The organism is Martelella limonii (assembly GCF_013344475.1).
In the GTDB taxonomy this organism is placed as follows: Bacteria; Pseudomonadota; Alphaproteobacteria; order Rhizobiales; family Rhizobiaceae; genus Martelella; species Martelella limonii.
Map to the genome: position 1 here is coordinate 27,883 of NZ_JABUOU010000002.1, position 16,229 is coordinate 44,111.

The 16,229-nt window shown below is 60.6% G+C and carries 14 protein-coding genes; 13 read left to right on the forward strand and 1 reads right to left on the reverse strand.

Annotation, left to right across the window (positions count from 1 at the left end):
* The first annotated feature begins 1 nt into the window (after position 1).
* The 12 genes from zapE (at position 2) to HPQ62_RS05355 (ending at position 14,034) form a co-directional block, all read left to right on the forward strand.
* Positions 2–1,147, forward strand: coding sequence for a cell division protein ZapE (gene zapE / locus HPQ62_RS05300; RefSeq protein ID WP_174801490.1), 1,146 nt, complete (start codon positions 2–4; stop codon positions 1,145–1,147).
* Between the two features lie 182 nt (positions 1,148–1,329).
* Positions 1,330–2,292, forward strand: a complete 963-nt coding sequence (gene mdh, locus HPQ62_RS05305; RefSeq protein ID WP_174801491.1) for a malate dehydrogenase — start codon at positions 1,330–1,332, stop codon at positions 2,290–2,292.
* A gap of 41 nt (positions 2,293–2,333) precedes the next feature.
* Positions 2,334–3,530 (forward strand): ADP-forming succinate--CoA ligase subunit beta, encoded by a 1,197-nt coding sequence (gene sucC / locus HPQ62_RS05310; RefSeq protein WP_174801492.1) that lies wholly within the window; start codon positions 2,334–2,336, stop codon positions 3,528–3,530.
* A 6-nt stretch (positions 3,531–3,536) separates the two neighbouring features.
* Positions 3,537–4,442, forward strand: a complete 906-nt coding sequence (gene sucD / locus HPQ62_RS05315; RefSeq protein ID WP_174801493.1) for a succinate--CoA ligase subunit alpha — start codon at positions 3,537–3,539, stop codon at positions 4,440–4,442.
* Between the two features lie 157 nt (positions 4,443–4,599).
* On the forward strand, positions 4,600–7,584 hold the full coding sequence (locus HPQ62_RS05320) for a 2-oxoglutarate dehydrogenase E1 component (RefSeq protein WP_174801494.1): 2,985 nt from the start codon (positions 4,600–4,602) through the stop codon (positions 7,582–7,584).
* A 92-nt stretch (positions 7,585–7,676) separates the two neighbouring features.
* The gene (odhB, locus tag HPQ62_RS05325) at positions 7,677–8,918 is read left to right on the forward strand and encodes a 2-oxoglutarate dehydrogenase complex dihydrolipoyllysine-residue succinyltransferase (protein WP_174801495.1); all 1,242 of its coding nucleotides are present in this window, start codon (positions 7,677–7,679) and stop codon (positions 8,916–8,918) included.
* 24 nt (positions 8,919–8,942) lie between these two features.
* Entirely contained in the window at positions 8,943–9,557 is a 615-nt protein-coding gene (locus HPQ62_RS05330) for a LysE family translocator (protein WP_174801496.1), read from the forward strand.
* A gap of 17 nt (positions 9,558–9,574) precedes the next feature.
* Complete coding sequence (locus tag HPQ62_RS05335; RefSeq protein ID WP_174801497.1) at positions 9,575–10,213, forward strand: LysE family transporter; 639 nt, start codon at positions 9,575–9,577, stop codon at positions 10,211–10,213.
* A 98-nt stretch (positions 10,214–10,311) separates the two neighbouring features.
* On the forward strand, positions 10,312–11,718 hold the full coding sequence (lpdA, locus tag HPQ62_RS05340) for a dihydrolipoyl dehydrogenase (RefSeq protein WP_174801498.1): 1,407 nt from the start codon (positions 10,312–10,314) through the stop codon (positions 11,716–11,718).
* 84 nt (positions 11,719–11,802) lie between these two features.
* Positions 11,803–12,342 carry a cytochrome b gene (locus HPQ62_RS05345; protein ID WP_174801929.1) on the forward strand — a complete coding sequence of 180 codons (540 nt, stop codon included), beginning with the start codon at positions 11,803–11,805 and terminating at the stop codon, positions 12,340–12,342.
* A 368-nt stretch (positions 12,343–12,710) separates the two neighbouring features.
* On the forward strand, positions 12,711–13,619 hold the full coding sequence (locus tag HPQ62_RS05350; protein ID WP_174801499.1) for a DMT family transporter: 909 nt from the start codon (positions 12,711–12,713) through the stop codon (positions 13,617–13,619).
* Positions 13,620–13,773: 154 nt separating this feature from the next.
* Positions 13,774–14,034 carry a hypothetical protein gene (locus HPQ62_RS05355; RefSeq protein ID WP_174801500.1) on the forward strand — a complete coding sequence of 87 codons (261 nt, stop codon included), beginning with the start codon at positions 13,774–13,776 and terminating at the stop codon, positions 14,032–14,034.
* Between the two features lie 101 nt (positions 14,035–14,135).
* Here the strand turns inward: HPQ62_RS05355 and HPQ62_RS05360 are convergent, their stop codons facing one another.
* Positions 14,136–15,071: a tyrosine recombinase XerC gene (locus tag HPQ62_RS05360; protein ID WP_174801501.1), complete on the reverse strand. Its 936-nt coding sequence runs from the start codon at positions 15,069–15,071 to the stop codon at positions 14,136–14,138.
* A gap of 192 nt (positions 15,072–15,263) precedes the next feature.
* Between HPQ62_RS05360 and HPQ62_RS05365 the strand changes: the two genes are divergently transcribed.
* Positions 15,264–16,211 (forward strand): GNAT family N-acetyltransferase, encoded by a 948-nt coding sequence (locus HPQ62_RS05365; protein WP_174801502.1) that lies wholly within the window; start codon positions 15,264–15,266, stop codon positions 16,209–16,211.
* The last annotated feature ends 18 nt before the right edge of the window (positions 16,212–16,229 follow it).

Below are 16,229 nucleotides of genomic sequence, written 5' to 3' on the forward strand. Positions count from 1 at the left end.
CATGGCGGCGACTGTGACCGAGCGCCTGAAAGCGCTCATTGATGACAACAAGCTTGCGGAAGACAGCGCGCAAAGCGCCGTTGCCGCTGAGCTCGATGCGGTGCTGGAGGGGCTGAGGGCGGCGCCTGAACCGCGCAAGGGCGGTCTGCTTTCGCGTCTCTTCGGCGGCGGCAAGGCGGATGGCCCGGTAACCCCCGGGCTTTACATCTTCGGCAGCGTCGGGCGCGGCAAGACCATGCTGATGGACATGTTTTTCGATCTGGCGCCGGTCGCCGACAAGCGCCGCTCGCACTTTCTCGGCTTCATGGCCGATGTGCAGGACCGGCTGAACGTCTATCGTCGCAAGCTCTCGGCGGGAGAGGTGAAGGAGGCCGATCCGATCGGCCCGGTGGCCGACGAGATCATCGCCGAGAGCCGGCTTCTCTGCTTCGACGAATTCACGGTGACCGATATCGCCGACGCGATGATCCTGTCCCGGCTGTTTTCCGCGCTTTTCCAGCGCGGCTGCGTGCTCGTCGCAACTTCCAATGTCGCCCCCGACGACCTCTACAAGGATGGGCTCAATCGCGCGCTTTTCCTGCCCTTCGTGGATGTGTTGAAGAAGAATGTCACGGTAACGACACTCGATTCTGCTACCGACTACCGGATGGAAAAATTCGAAGGCCGCCCGGTCTACCTGACGCCTCTCGATGCGGCGACGGCGTCCCGGATGGATGAGAACTGGACCATGCTCACGGGCGGCAGGGAGGGCGCGGCCGAAGAGATCGAAATGCGCGGCCGTGTGCTGCAGGTGCCAAGGGCTTGCGGGCAGATTGCCCGGTTCAGCTTCGACGATCTGTGCAGGAAGCCGCTCGGCGGAACGGACTATCTGGCAATCGCCAAGCGCTACCGCACGGTCTTCATTGATGGCGTGCCGGTGATGAGCAGCGATAGCCGCAATGAAATTAAGCGCTTCATCATGCTGATCGATACGCTCTACGACCAGACCATTCGCACCGTGATCTCCGCTGAGGCCATGCCGGAGGCGTTGCTGCCGGAGCGCAAGGGGCGCGAAGGGTTCGAATTCGAGCGCACCGCCTCGCGGCTGTTCGAGATGCGCAGCAGCGATTATCTTGCAGCGCACAAGGCGCGGTGGGCCGACAAGTAGGCGGAAAAGAGGCAGGATTTCTGCTAATATTTACCTATACGTCAAATAATTTACATATAACCGATTGAAAATATTAGCGTCCGAAAAACCGGTTGAAAAAATGGCGGTTTGGCGATATCCCAACTTGCGACAATGGGCTTGCCCTTGAGCACGCTCAGCAATGGATTTCAGAGGATACTTTCATGGCGCGCAATAAAATCGCATTGATCGGTTCTGGCATGATCGGGGGCACGCTGGCGCATCTGGCCGGCCTCAAGGAACTGGGCGACGTCGTTCTGTTCGACATCGCCGATGGTCTGCCGCAGGGCAAGGCGCTCGACATCGCCGAGTCCTCGCCCGTCGACGGCTTCGACGCAAAGATGACCGGCGCATCCGACTATTCCGCCATTGCCGGCGCCGATGTCTGCATCGTCACCGCAGGCGTGCCGCGCAAGCCCGGCATGAGCCGCGACGATCTGCTCGGCATCAATCTGAAGGTCATGGAATCGGTTGGCGCGGGCATTGCCCAGCACGCCCCGAACGCCTTCGTGATCTGCATCACCAACCCGCTCGATGCGATGGTCTGGGCGCTTCAGAAGTTCTCCGGCCTTCCGGCCAACAAGGTTGTCGGCATGGCCGGCGTTCTCGACAGCGCCCGCTTCCGCTACTTCCTTGCCGAAGAATTCAACGTCTCCGTTGAAGACGTCACCGCCTTCGTTCTCGGCGGCCATGGCGACACCATGGTTCCGGTCGCTCAGTACTCGACGGTTGCAGGCATTCCGCTTCCCGATCTGGTCAAGATGGGCTGGACCACCCAGGAAAAGCTCGACGCGATCATCACCCGTACTCGCGGCGGCGGCGGCGAGATCGTTGCCCTGCTGAAGAACGGCTCGGCCTATTACGCGCCGGCTGCCTCGGCGATCGCCATGGCTGAAAGCTACCTCAAGGACAAGAAGCGCGTTCTGCCGGCGGCTGCGCACCTCACCGGTGAATACGGCGTTGACGGCATGTATGTCGGCGTTCCGATCGTCATCGGCGAAGGCGGTGTCGAGCGCATCGTTGAAATTCCGCTGGAAGGCGAAGACAAGGTCGGTTTCGACAAGTCCGTCGATGCCGTGAAGGGCCTCTGCGACGCCTGCAAGGAAATCGCGCCCGCGCTGAAGTAAGCGCGCGCCGAAATCCCTTTCTCTAAAAGGACGGATATCGAATGAATATTCATGAATATCAGGCCAAGGCTCTTCTGAAGAGCTACGGCGCGCCGGTGGCCGATGGCGTCGCCATCCTGACCAAGGATGAAGTCGACGCTGCCGTCGCCAAGCTTCCCGGCCCGCTCTATGTGGTCAAGAGCCAGATCCACGCCGGTGGCCGCGGCAAGGGCAAGTTCAAGGAACTCGGCCCCGATTCCAAAGGCGGCGTTCGCCTTGCCAAGTCTGCCGACGAAGTGAAGGCGTTCGTTGACGAAATGCTCGGCAACACGCTGGTGACGAAGCAGACCGGCCCGGCCGGCAAGCAGGTCAACCGTCTCTACCTCGAAGATGGCGCCGATATCGACCGCGAGCTTTACTGCTCGCTGCTCGTCGACCGCGCCGTCGGCCAGGTGGCCTTCGTGGTTTCGACCGAAGGCGGCATGGACATCGAGGCCGTTGCCGAGGAAACGCCCGACAAGATCGTGACCGTTCCGATCGATCCGGAAACCGGCGTTACCGCGTCCAACGTCAAGGCGCTTTGCGAAGCGCTGAAACTTGAGGGCGATGCGGCCAACGATGCCGAGCGCCTGTTCCCGATCCTCTACCGGGCCTTTGTCGAAAAGGACATGAGCCTGCTCGAGATCAACCCGCTGATCGTCATGGAAAACGGCCATCTGCGCGTTCTCGACGCCAAGGTCTCCTTCGACGGCAACGCGCTGTTCCGCCACGACGATGTCAAGGCGCTGCGCGACACGACCGAAGAGGACGAGAAGGAAATCGAGGCATCGAAATATGACCTCGCCTATGTCGCGCTCGAAGGCAATATCGGCTGCATGGTCAACGGTGCAGGCCTTGCCATGGCGACCATGGACATCATCAAGCTCTACGGCGCGGAGCCCGCGAACTTCCTCGATGTCGGTGGCGGCGCTTCCAAGGAAAAGGTCACGGCGGCCTTCAAGATCATCACCGCCGATCCGGCCGTTAAGGGCATTCTGGTCAACATCTTCGGCGGCATCATGCGCTGCGATGTGATCGCCGAAGGCGTGATCGCGGCCGTCAAGGAAGTCGGCCTCAAGGTTCCGCTGGTTGTCCGTCTCGAAGGCACCAATGTCGAACTCGGCAAGAAGATCATCAACGAGAGCGGCCTGAACGTCATCTCCGCCGATGATCTCGACGACGCGGCCCAGAAAATCGTTTCGGCCGTTAAGGAGGCCTGAGTACCCATGTCCATTCTGGTCAACAAAGACACCAAGGTTCTGGTTCAGGGCCTCACCGGCAAGACCGGTACGTTTCACACCGAGCAGGCGCTGGCCTATTACGGCACCAAGATGGTCGGCGGTATCCACCCGAAGAAGGGTGGCACCGAGTGGTCGTCCGGCGTTGACGGCACCCATCTGCCGATCTTTGCCTCGGTTGCCGAAGGCAAGGAGCGCACCGGCGCCGATGCGTCCGTGATCTATGTTCCGCCGGCAGGTGCGGGCGCTGCGATCATCGAGGCGATCGAAGCCGAAATTCCGTTGATCATCTGCATCACGGAAGGCATTCCGGTCGCCGACATGGTCAAGGTCAAGGCGAAGCTCGACAAGTCGAAGTCGCGTCTGATCGGACCGAACTGCCCGGGCGTCCTGACCCCTGAAGAATGCAAGATCGGCATCATGCCGGGCTCGATCTTCAAGCCGGGTTCGGTCGGCGTCCTGTCGCGCTCCGGCACGCTCACCTATGAAGCCGTGTTCCAGACCACCAATGAAGGCCTCGGCCAGACAACGGCTGTCGGCATTGGCGGCGATCCGGTCAAGGGCACCGAGTTCATCGACATGCTGGAAATGTTCCTCGCCGACGACGCCACCAAGTCGATCATCATGATCGGTGAGATCGGCGGCTCGGCAGAGGAAGAAGCCGCCCAGTTCCTGAAGGACGAGGCCAAGAAGGGCCGCAAGAAGCCGATGGTCGGCTTCATCGCGGGCCGCACGGCCCCTCCCGGCCGCACCATGGGCCATGCCGGCGCCGTGATTTCGGGCGGCAAGGGCGGCGCGGAAGACAAGATCGAGGCGATGGAATCGGCCGGCATCACGGTGTCGCCGTCTCCGGCCCGTCTCGGCAAGACGCTGGTTGAAGTCCTGAAGGGCTGATCCAGTTTAGAACGACTGCGTGACGGCCCCCGGGTCGTCACGAAAATACCGTCTTTGTCGTGATCTCACGGCGACGGTTTTTTCATCGGGTGATCCGGCTCTTGGGCCGGTTTCGCCGTTTCAAGCGGGAGGCGGGCGAGTTCGTCCGCGCAAGCACATGTCCAGGCAAGAAGCCAACGAACAATTTCTCCTGACCTCGTTTCTCGATGGGGCCAATGCGACCTATATCGAGCATCTCTACGCGGCCTATGAGGATGATCCGAATTCCGTTTCGGAAGAGTGGCGCGATTTCTTCAAGGCGCTCGGCGATGATCCGGATGCGGTCAAGCGCGCTGCCGAAGGCGCCTCCTGGAAGAGGGACAACTGGCCGGTCAAGCCTGCCGACGAGTTGACCGCCGCCCTTGACGGCAATTGGGGCGATGTCGAGCGCGTGGTGGAAAAGAAGCTCACCGCCAAGGCAGCCTCCGAAGGCAAGGCGCTTTCGGGCGAGGAAGTCCTGCGCGCCACCCGCGATTCCGTGCGCGCGCTAATGATGATCCGCGCCTTCCGCATGCGCGGCCACCTCCATGCCAAGCTCGACCCGCTCGGCCTCGCCGGCATGGCGGATGACGATTACAACGAGCTTTCTCCCAAGGCTTACGGCTTTACCGACGAAGACAACAGCCGCGAGATCTTCATCGACAACGTGCTGGGTCTGGAATACGCCACGATCCCGCAGATGATCGATATCCTGACGCGGACCTATTGCTCGACGCTCGGCGTCGAATTCATGCATATCTCCAACCCGGAAGAGAAGTCCTGGATCCAGGAACGGATCGAAGGCCCTGAAAAGAGCATTTCCTTCACCGAAAACGGCAAGAAGGCGATCCTTCAGAAGCTGATCGAAGCGGAAGGCTTCGAGAAGTTCCTCGACACCAAGTACAAGGGCACCAAGCGCTTCGGTCTCGATGGCGGCGAATCGCTGATCCCGGCGATGGAGCAGATCATCAAGCGCGGCGGTTCGCTGGGGCTGAAGGAAGTCGTGCTCGGCATGCCCCACCGCGGCCGCCTCAACGTGCTTTCCCAGGTGATGGGCAAGACCCACCGCGCGATCTTCCACGAGTTCAAGGGCGGTTCGTTCAAGCCCGATGATGTCGAGGGTTCGGGCGACGTGAAGTACCATCTAGGTGCCTCCTCCGACCGCGAATTCGACGGCAACAATGTCCACCTGTCGCTGACGGCAAACCCGTCGCATCTGGAAATCGTCGACCCGGTGGTCATGGGCAAGGCCCGCGCCAAGCAGGATATCATTGCCACCCAGCGCGAAGGCGAGATCGTGCCGCAGTCCGAGCGCGCCAAGGTCATGCCGCTGCTGCTGCACGGCGATGCGGCTTTCGCAGGCCAGGGCGTGGTTGCCGAAGTGCTCGGCCTTTCCGGCCTGCGCGGCCACCGCGTTGCCGGCACGGTGCACTTCATCGTCAACAACCAGATCGGATTTACCACCAATCCGGCCTTCTCGCGTTCCTCGCCCTATCCGTCGGATGTGGCGAAGATGATCGAGGCGCCGATCTTCCACGTCAATGGCGACGATCCGGAAGCGGTGGTCTATGCCGCAAAGGTTGCGACCGAGTTCCGGATGAAGTTCCACAAGCCGGTCGTCATCGACATGTTCTGCTATCGTCGCTTCGGCCACAATGAGGGCGACGAGCCTTCATTCACGCAGCCGAAGATGTACAAGGCGATCCGCGGCCACCAGACCGTGACCCAGCTTTATGCCGAACGTCTGATCAAGGAAGGCCTGATCTCCAAGGAAGAGTTCGAAGGCATGCTTTCGGACTGGAAGGATTTCCTGGAGCAGGAATTCGAGGCGGGCTCTTCCTACAAGCCGAACAAGGCCGACTGGCTGGACGGCGAGTGGTCCGGTCTGCGCGCTGCCGACAATGCGGATGAACTGCGCCGCGGCAAGACCTCGATGCCGATGAAGACGCTGAAGGAAATCGGCAAGAAGCTGACCGAGGTTCCCGAAGGCTTCAACGTGCACAAGACCGTGCAGCGTTTCCTCGACAACCGCTCGAAGATGATCGAGACGGGCGAGGGGATCGACTGGGCGATGGCCGAGGCGCTTGCCTTCGGTTCGCTCTGCCATGAGGGCTTCAAGGTGCGCCTCTCCGGTCAGGATGTCGAGCGCGGCACGTTCTCGCAGCGTCATTCGGTGCTCTACGATCAGGAAACCGAGGAGCGCTACATTCCGCTCCAGCACATCCATCAGGCGCAGGGCCGCTACGAGGTCATCAACTCGATGCTGTCGGAAGAGGCCGTGCTCGGCTTCGAATACGGCTATTCGCTGGCCCGGCCGAATGCGCTGACGCTCTGGGAAGCCCAGTTCGGCGACTTCGCCAACGGCGCCCAGGTGATCTTCGACCAGTTCATCTCGTCGGGCGAACGCAAGTGGCTGCGCATGTCCGGCCTCGTCTGCCTTCTGCCGCATGGCTATGAGGGCCAGGGTCCGGAACACTCCTCCGCACGCCTGGAACGCTGGCTGCAGATGTGCGCCGAGGACAACATGCAGGTTGCCAACTGCACCACGCCGGCGAACTACTTTCACATCCTGCGCCGCCAGCTGAAGCGCGACTTCCGCAAGCCGCTGATCCTGATGACGCCGAAGTCGCTGCTGCGCCACAAGCGGGCAACGTCGACGCTGTCGGAGATGGCCGGCGAGACCGCCTTCCACCGCCTGTTGTGGGATGATGCCGTCGAACACGACACGCCGATCAAGCTGGTCAAGGACGCGAAGATCCGTCGCGTCGTGCTCTGCACCGGCAAGGTCTATTACGACCTGTTCGAAGAGCGCGAGAAGCGCGGCATCAACGATATCTACCTGCTGCGCGTGGAACAGCTCTATCCGTTCCCCGCCAAGGCGCTCATCAACATGCTGTCGCGGTTCAAGAACGCCGAGATCGTATGGTGCCAGGAAGAGCCGAAGAACATGGGCGCCTGGTCGTTCATCGAGCCCTATCTGGAATGGGTGCTGACGCATATCGACGCCAAGCATACCAGGGCGCGCTATGCAGGACGTGCTGCTGCGGCTTCCACCGCAACGGGTCTGATGTCGCGCCACCTGGCGCAGCTTGAGGCTTTCCTGGAAGACGCGCTCGGCGAGTGATTGAACCAGCATGCCGGGTTGAGGAGCCCGGCATGCGCAAGTCGCCAGATGCGCGACGTCAAACAGACATTATCAAGATCGGGACATCCAAAATGGCCACTGAAATCCGCGTTCCCACTCTGGGCGAATCCGTTACCGAAGCCACTGTCGGCACCTGGTACAAGAAGGTTGGCGACGCCATCAATGCCGACGAGCCGATCCTCGAACTGGAAACCGACAAGGTGACGATCGAGGTTCCGGCACCTGCCTCCGGCGTTCTTTCCGAGATCGTCGCCGCTGAAGGCGAAACGGTTGAGCTGAACGCCCTTCTGGGCCAGATCGGCGAAGGCAGCGGCGCTGCGCCAGCCGAGAAGAAGGAAGAGCCGAAGCAGGAGGCTTCCAAGGAAGAAGCACCCAAGGCGGAAGCAAAGGCTGAAGAAAAGTCCGAGGCCAAGTCGGGCGACATGCCGGCCGCTCCCGCCGCTGCCAAGATGATGGCCGAAAAGAACATTTCTGAAGATCAGGTCGAAGGTTCCGGCAAGCGTGGCCAGGTCCTGAAGGGCGACGTGATCGCGGCTGCCGCCAAGGGCACGTCTGCGCCGGCCGCATCGGAAGCAAAGTCTGCTCCGCGCGCGCCTGCCCCCGTCGAGGATGCCGACCGCGAAGAGCGCGTCAAGATGACCCGCCTTCGTCAGACCATTGCCAAGCGCCTCAAGGATGCCCAGAACACGGCCGCGATGCTGACCACCTATAACGAGGTGGACATGACGGCCGTGATGGCGATGCGCAACAAGTACAAGGACCTTTTCCTGAAGAAGCATGATGTCAAGCTCGGCTTCATGGGCTTCTTCACCAAGGCCGTCTGCCATGCGCTGAAGGAAATCCCGGCGGTCAATGCCGAGATCGACGGAACCGACATCATCTACAAGAAGTTCTGCCACATCGGCATGGCTGTCGGCACCGACAAGGGCCTGGTGGTTCCGGTGGTGCGAAACGCCGATGAGATGTCGATCGCCGAGATCGAAGCCGAAATCGCACGGCTTGCGAAGGCTGCCCGCAGCGGCCAGCTTTCGATGGCGGACATGCAGGGCGGCACCTTCACCATCACCAATGGCGGCGTCTACGGTTCGCTGATGTCCTCGCCGATCCTGAACGCACCGCAGTCCGGCATTCTCGGCATGCACAAGATCCAGGAGCGTCCGATGGCAATTGGCGGTCAGGTCGTCATCCGCCCGATGATGTATCTGGCGCTCTCCTACGACCACCGCATGGTCGACGGTCAGGAAGCCGTAACCTTCCTGGTGCGCGTCAAGGAAACCCTCGAAGATCCGGAACGTCTCGTTCTCGATCTCTGATCCAGCAAACCGGGGAGCCGGACCATGAGCATCGAATTTCTGATTACGGCGCTGATTGTTGTTCTGGCTCCCGGCACGGGCGTGGTCTACACGCTGGCCACCGGCCTGTCGCAGGGCCGGCTTGCCAGCATAGCGGCTGCCTTCGGTTGCACGCTTGGCATCATTCCTGCAATCCTTGCCTCTGTCTTCGGCCTTGCAGCCCTGTTCCACAGCAGTGCGCTTCTGTTCCAGACTGTGAAATTTGCGGGTGTTGCGTATCTCCTCTATCTCGCCTGGCAGACGCTGAAGGATCGCGGCACGCTCAGGGTCTCGGGTGAGGGCATGCCGGCCCGCAGTCTGTTTGCGGTTGCCCGCAACGGCTTCCTGATCAATATCCTGAACCCCAAGCTCTCCGTGTTTTTCCTCGCCTTTCTCCCGCAGTTCGTCTCTCCTGAAGCCGCGTCGCCGATCCTTCAGATGCTGTTGCTTTCGGCCGTGTTCATGGCGATGACCTTTGTGGTGTTCGTCGTGTACGGACAGTTTTCCGGGCTGATGCGCGACCGCGTGCTTTCCAGCGCGCGGGCGATGGCCTGGATGCGGCGCAGCGTTGCGCTGGCCTTTGCCGGTTTCGGCGTTAAACTCGCGCTCAGCAGGCAATAGAAACCGGGAAGCCCGTCATGGATCATCAATATCTGATCGAGCTCGCGTCATTGATGGCGATCTTCTCCTTTGCCATCGTCGCTCCCGGCGCGGATACCGCGATGATCATCCGGCAGGCGCTGGTGCATGGCAGGCGCTCGGCTGTGCTGAGCAGCTTCGGCGTCGGCTCCTCGCTGATGTTTCATGTCAGCTATACGATCATGGGGCTGGGCCTGATCATCTCGCAGTCGATCATGGTGTTCAACATGATCAAATGGGCGGGTGCGGCCTATCTGATCTACCTCGGCATCCAGTCGCTTCGCGCCGGCAAGACCGAAGTTCCCGCCATAGCCGATGCCGCACCGCGTGCCCGACAGGGCGCGGCCAAGGCGTTTTCACTCGGCTTCCTTGCCAATGCGCTGAACCCGAAACCGGTGCTGTTCTTCCTGTCGATCTTCTCCACCGTGGTCAGCCACGAAACGCCTGTGCTGGTGAAGTTCGGTTATGGCGTCGTCATGGCATCCTGCCTGATCGCCTGGTTCGTCGGCGTATCGTTCTTCCTGACGACGCCGCGCATGCGTGCTGCTTTCGAAAGGGCGAGTGTTTGGATCAACCGCGCCAGCGGCGCCGTCTTCATTGCCTTCGGCCTGAAGCTGGCGACGGAGAAGGCGGGCTAATCGACCTTGATATATCTGGCCTCCGGCCGCACCAAACATGGTCATGAAGCGCCTATCCTTCGCATCGGCGATGACCTCAATAAAGAGAAGGAAATCTTATGTCCTATGATCTCATCGTAATCGGCTCCGGCCCCGGCGGCTATGTCTGCGCGGTCAAGGCTTCGCAGCTCGGCATGAAGGTCGCCGTCGTTGAAAAGCGCGCCACCTATGGCGGCACCTGCCTCAACATCGGCTGCATTCCCTCCAAGGCGCTGCTGCACGCATCGGAAACCTATGCCCACGCCGCCCATGGCATGGAAAGCCTCGGCATCAAGCTTTCCGGCGTCGAACTCGACCACGAAAAGCTGATGGGCCACAAGGACGCGGTGGTGAAGTCGAATGTCGAAGGCGTCGCCTTCCTGTTCAAGAAGAACAAGATCGACGGCATTCAGGGCACCGGCAAGATCGTATCCGCCGGCAAGGTTCAGGTCACGAAGGAAGACGGTTCGACCGAAGAGCTTGAAGCCAAGAACATCGTGATCGCCACCGGCTCGGATGTCGCCGGCATTCCCGGCGTTGATGTCGAGATCGACGAGCAGACCATCGTGTCATCGACCGGCGGCATCGCGCTGACGAAGGTGCCGGAAAAGATGATCGTCGTCGGCGGTGGCGTCATCGGTCTCGAGCTCGGATCGGTCTGGTCGCGCCTCGGCGCCAAGGTTACCGTTGTCGAGTTCCTGGACAAGATCCTCGGGCCGATGGATGGCGAAGCCTCCAAGCAGTTCCAGAAGATCCTTGCCAAGCAGGGGATCGAGTTCAAGCTCTCCGCCAAGGTGACGGCGGTGGAGAAGGGCGATAGCGGCGCGAAGGTGACGTTCGAACCGGTCAAGGGTGGCGATGCAGAAACGCTCGATGCCGACATCGTGCTGATTTCGACGGGTCGCAAGCCCTATACCGAGGGTCTCGGTCTCGAAGAGGCCGGCGTCAAGCTCGACGATCGCGGCCGGGTCGAGATCGACGGCCACTTCAAGACCAATGTCGACGGCATCTATGCGATCGGCGATGTGGTCAAGGGCCCGATGCTCGCCCACAAGGCCGAGGATGAGGGCGTTGCGCTTGCCGAAATCCTCGCCGGTCAGGCCGGTCACGTGAATTACGAGGTGATCCCGAGTGTGGTCTACACTCAGCCGGAAGTCGCCTCCGTCGGCAGGACCGAAGAAGAGCTGAAGAAGGACGGCGTCGCCTATAATGTCGGGAAATTCCCGTTCATGGCCAATGGCCGCGCGCGTGCGATGGAAGCGACCGACGGCTTCGTCAAGGTGCTCGCCGACAAGGAAACCGACCGTGTTCTCGGCGTCCATATCGTCGGCTTCGGCGCCGGCGAGATGATCCACGAGGCGGCGGTGCTGATGGAGTTCGGCGGTTCTTCTGAAGACCTCGGCCGCACCTGCCATGCGCACCCCACCATGTCGGAAGCGGTGAAGGAAGCAGCTCTCGGCGCCTTCTTCAAGCCGATCCATATGTAGGGTGAGGGCGGTTTGAGCCGCCATTCATGAAATCTTTGTCACTTCGGAAAGTGCGGCTTGCTTTGCAGGCCGCATTTTCGTTTCATGGATTGTCCGAATAAGTTATTGATAACAAGGATAAATCCTGTGCGCCGAACTCCAGTTTCCTTCTCTCTTCCGCAGCGCATCCTCCATTGGGTGATGGCGCTTCTGATCCTGTTCAATCTGCTCTTTGCCGACGGCATGGAGCATTGGGCGGGTCTGTTCTTCCGTGGCGAGCCAGTGCCGGCTGACGTTGTGGCCTCAGCCAATATTCACGCCTATGTCGGCATCACCGTACTGGTGCTGGCGCTACTGCGGCTGGCGCTGCGGTTGATACAGGGCGTGCCGCCGGAACCCGAAGCCGAGCCGCCCTTCTTCCGCATGGTTGCGAAGGTCTCGCACTGGACGTTCTATCTTCTGTTCATCGGCATGCCGTTGGCCGGTATGGCCGGATACTATCTCGGGAGTGGCCTTGCGGCCGAAATCCATGGCGGCGTGCTCAAGGTGTTGATGTGGATTCTTATCGTCGGTCATATCGGCGCGGTCGCCGTTCATCAGCTCTACTGGAAGACCAACATCATCAAGCGTATGACGACCGGCTGAGGCGCAGTTTTCAATAAGTTTAGAGCGTCCTGGTGCGTCAATTCCGACGCACGGCGCTCTAATGGCAATGCACCTTGCCGACGGCCTTTTCCATATGACAGCACTGGCCCGGCGGCGAGCTTTTGCGACATCCGCCGCCATGGGCAGAGACAAATGATGTGGAGATCAGCAGCATAATCGCCGTCAATGTAAATCTATACATGATATAATCTCCCTGAAAAAATATTATTTTATACTGTTTTTAAATTATCAAGTTCTTTTCCACGTAATTTCCATTTATTATTGATTTCGGCGGTTGTTTCCCTGTTCATTTATAAATTCAGAAAAATTCACGCGCTGCAGGCCTGAAAATCTGCTTGGCTGTCGGCATGGAGAAACATCGAATCGCCACCGGCCAGCTCAGCGGCATTTTTCTGATCACTGCGGCCGTGCTGTTGCTGTCACTTTCCGATGCGGTGGTGAAGCTTTCGGGCGCGCGTTATGGGCTGGCGCAACTGATCCTGCTGCGATCGCTCGGCGCTTGCCTGCTGCTTTTTGTCGTTGCCAGGCTCTGGCGGCACGAGATTATCACTCGCGCGCCGCTTTGGGTGACGCTGAGAAGCCTCTCGCTCGTTGCGATGTGGCTCTTCTATTACGCCGCGCTGCCCATGCTCTCCTTCGCGCTGGCGGCGGCCTGTTTCTACACGTCTCCGTTGTGGATGGCGCTGCTGTCGCGGTTGATCCTGAAGCAGCCTCTGGGGCGAACGCGGACGGTCGCCGTCTTCCTGGGCGTGGCGGGCGTTTTTCTCGCGGTCAATCCATTCGTGCAGGCGCCGACATTCTGGGTGCTGCTGCCGCTCGCCGCAGCGTTCTGCTACGCCCTTGCCGCCGTTATCACCTGGCAGAAATGTCGGGATGAAGGGGCCTTCGCCATGGCGTTCAATCTCAATGTTTTGCTCACCATTGCCGCAGCGGCGCTGATCGCCGGGCTCGCCATGGTCGGCGTTGATGCGCCCGGCTCATTCGTTTTCAGTCTGTGGCCGGTCCTGGCTGCGCGCGACTGGGCGGTGCTCGGCATGCTTGCTGTCTTCATGGTTATCATCGCGACATCCGTCGCCGGCGCGTACCGCTTGGCGCCCGCTCCGGTGATTGGGCTTTTCGACAATGCCTATCTGGTGTTTGCGGCAATCTGGGGCGTCGTGTTCTTCGATCAGTTTCCCGGCCCGGTGGAACTTGCCGGCATGATGCTGATCCTGAGTGGTGCGGCTCTCGCAGCTCTGGCGCCGCCAGCCCGGTAATTATGCGCATTCTCTGAAATTACAAATCATTAACATACTGAAAATACTTCTAAAATAACAAAAGTTTCACTTCCGGTACGCGGTCGTCTTCGGTAAGGATTCTGCCGCGAAGAGGCGTTTGCCGCTCCGCGAGTGATGTGAAGGGAGTATCACCATGAAGAAGATCATCGCTGTTTCGCTTGCAACGCTCATGATCGGTTCGAGCGCCGCTCTTGCCGGCCAGCCGCTCAATCCGTCGATGTACGGCCCGAAGGTGACCGCGGCCGATCGGGAAATCGCCCGGATTTCAGCTCCGGGAGACCTGTTCACCACGACCACCAGTGATGGCCCGGGCTGGCACGCCAACACCACATATCAGGTTCGTCCCGACGGCTCGCTGAAGCCGCTCATGATCGGCTACCACAACGCAGGCTGACCAAAGCGCGTTCGGTTCGCCCGAAGCCCGTGAAGGGCGGAGCGCGACCTCGAACCGGTTGAGGACACTTCCGCCGCGGGCCTTGCGACGGAAGTGTCCTTTTATTTTCTGGGATGTGCCCGGTCGTAGATCTCGAGGAGCCTGCCGGTGTCGACACCGGTATAGACCTGCGTGGTCGAGAGGCTTGCATGGCCGAGAAGTTCCTGGATGGTGCGCAGGTCGCCGCCTGCGGCCAGCAGGTGGGTCGCGAAGGAGTGACGCAGCGCATGCGGGGTCGCCTTGTCGGAAAGCCCAAGCGCGCCGCGCATCGCCTGCATTTCGCGCTGGATGATTGCGGCCTGCAGTTTCTTGCCGCGCACCCCGATAAACAGCGCGCCCTCGGGCGCCAGATGGTGGGGACAGAGCCGGATATATTCCTGCACGGCGGCAAGGGCGGCGGGAAGAAGCGGCACGATGCGGGTCTTGTTGCCCTTGCCGGTGATGCGGAGCGCGTCGGGTGCGCCGTCAAAATCGCCGGGCGAAAGGCCGAGCGCTTCGGAAATCCGCAGGCCGCAGCCATAGAGCAGGCAGAACACGGCGGCGTTGCGGGCGGCGATCCACGGCTCCTCCGCAAGCTGGCTGTCGGCGCGCGAAAGCGCGATGGCATCGTCTGCGTTGAGTGGTTTCGGCAGGGATTTCGGCTGCTTCGGGGCGCGCATGGCGCGCACGCCTGCGGCATTGGCGAGGCCCCGCTTTTCCAGCCAGCGCAGGAATGACCGGATGCCGGCAAGATCTCGGCCAAGGGTGCGCGCCTGAGCGCCGTTCCGGCGGCGGAATGCCAGGTAGGCGCGGATATCGGCCGGCCTGAGCACGCTGATATCCGCGAGGCGGACGGGGCCTGCGATATGGCCGCAGAGAAATGTCAGGAACTGCCGCGTGTCGCGCTCATAGGCATTGACGGTGTGGGCGGCAAGCCGCCGTTCGGTGGCGATCGTGTCGAGCCAGTCTTTTCTCAGCGCCATCAGCGCGTCATCGGCCGGGACCAGAATATTATCCATCGCGCGCTCGCCGTCATCCTCGGTGGTCGAAGCGCATGCAGGGCTCGCAGCCGGCAGCGGCGCTTGACGAATTCTTGTCGGGCGTCGATCCTGCACTAAATAGCGTTAGAAAAACGATAATGCTGCGGGGGGCGTCATTGTCTTATCATCTCGACTTGGGATATAGACCTTCCACCATTGACGGGACTTTATATGGCGCGCCGTGATTCAACTTCTGCATTGACGCATTTTGCCGAGACGATCGAGCTCGTCTCGCGGGGACGTCCGGGCCATATCGTCGACACTCTGATTGCCGAGCGCGGACAGAAGATCGTCCACAGTCCGTTCTGGCCGGTGATGCGTCCTTTCCTCTATTCCCTGCTTGGCTACAGCAAGGCGATGCAGTTCGTGACGGACACGCAGTCGTCGGATGGCTTCGGCGTCTTTCAGTATCTTTCGGACATGTTGACGCTCGACATAAACTGCCAGCGTCGCGAGCGCATTCCGGAGACGGGCGGTTTCATCATGGTCTCGAACCATCCGACCGGGATTGCCGATGGCGTGGCGGTTTTCGACCTTCTGAAGGATCGCCGCCCGGACATGATGTTCTTCGCCAACCGCGATGCAGTGCGCGTCAATCCGCGCCTTGTCGAGATGATGATCCCGGTGGAGTGGCGCGAGGAATTCAAGAGCAAGGACAAGGCGCGCGAGACCCTGCAGATCACCAATCATGCGATCAAGGAGGAGAAGGCAATGGTGCTGTTTCCTTCCGGCCGGATCGCCTATTGGGCGGATGGCAAGCTCAACGAGCGCCCGTGGAAGACCTCGGCGATCGGTTTTGCCCGCAAGTACAATCTGCCGATCCTGCCGGTGCATCTGAAGGCACGAAACTCCGGCCTGTTCTATTGGTTCGCGAAATGGTCGACGGAACTGCGCGACATGACCGTTTTCCACGAGTTTCTGAACAAGAAGGGCGACCGGTTCGATTTCACCATCGGCAAGATGATCATGCCTGAAGAGCTTCAGGGCGATCCGGCCGATGTGACCCAGGCGCTGGAAAACCATACCGTTCACGCGCTCGCCAGGGATCCCGACGCGGATTTCGTTCTGCCGAGCGTTCCGGCAAGGGACGAGGACAGCGCGGAAAAGGGTGCTGCCTGAGCCGCATCGCCGCTTCAC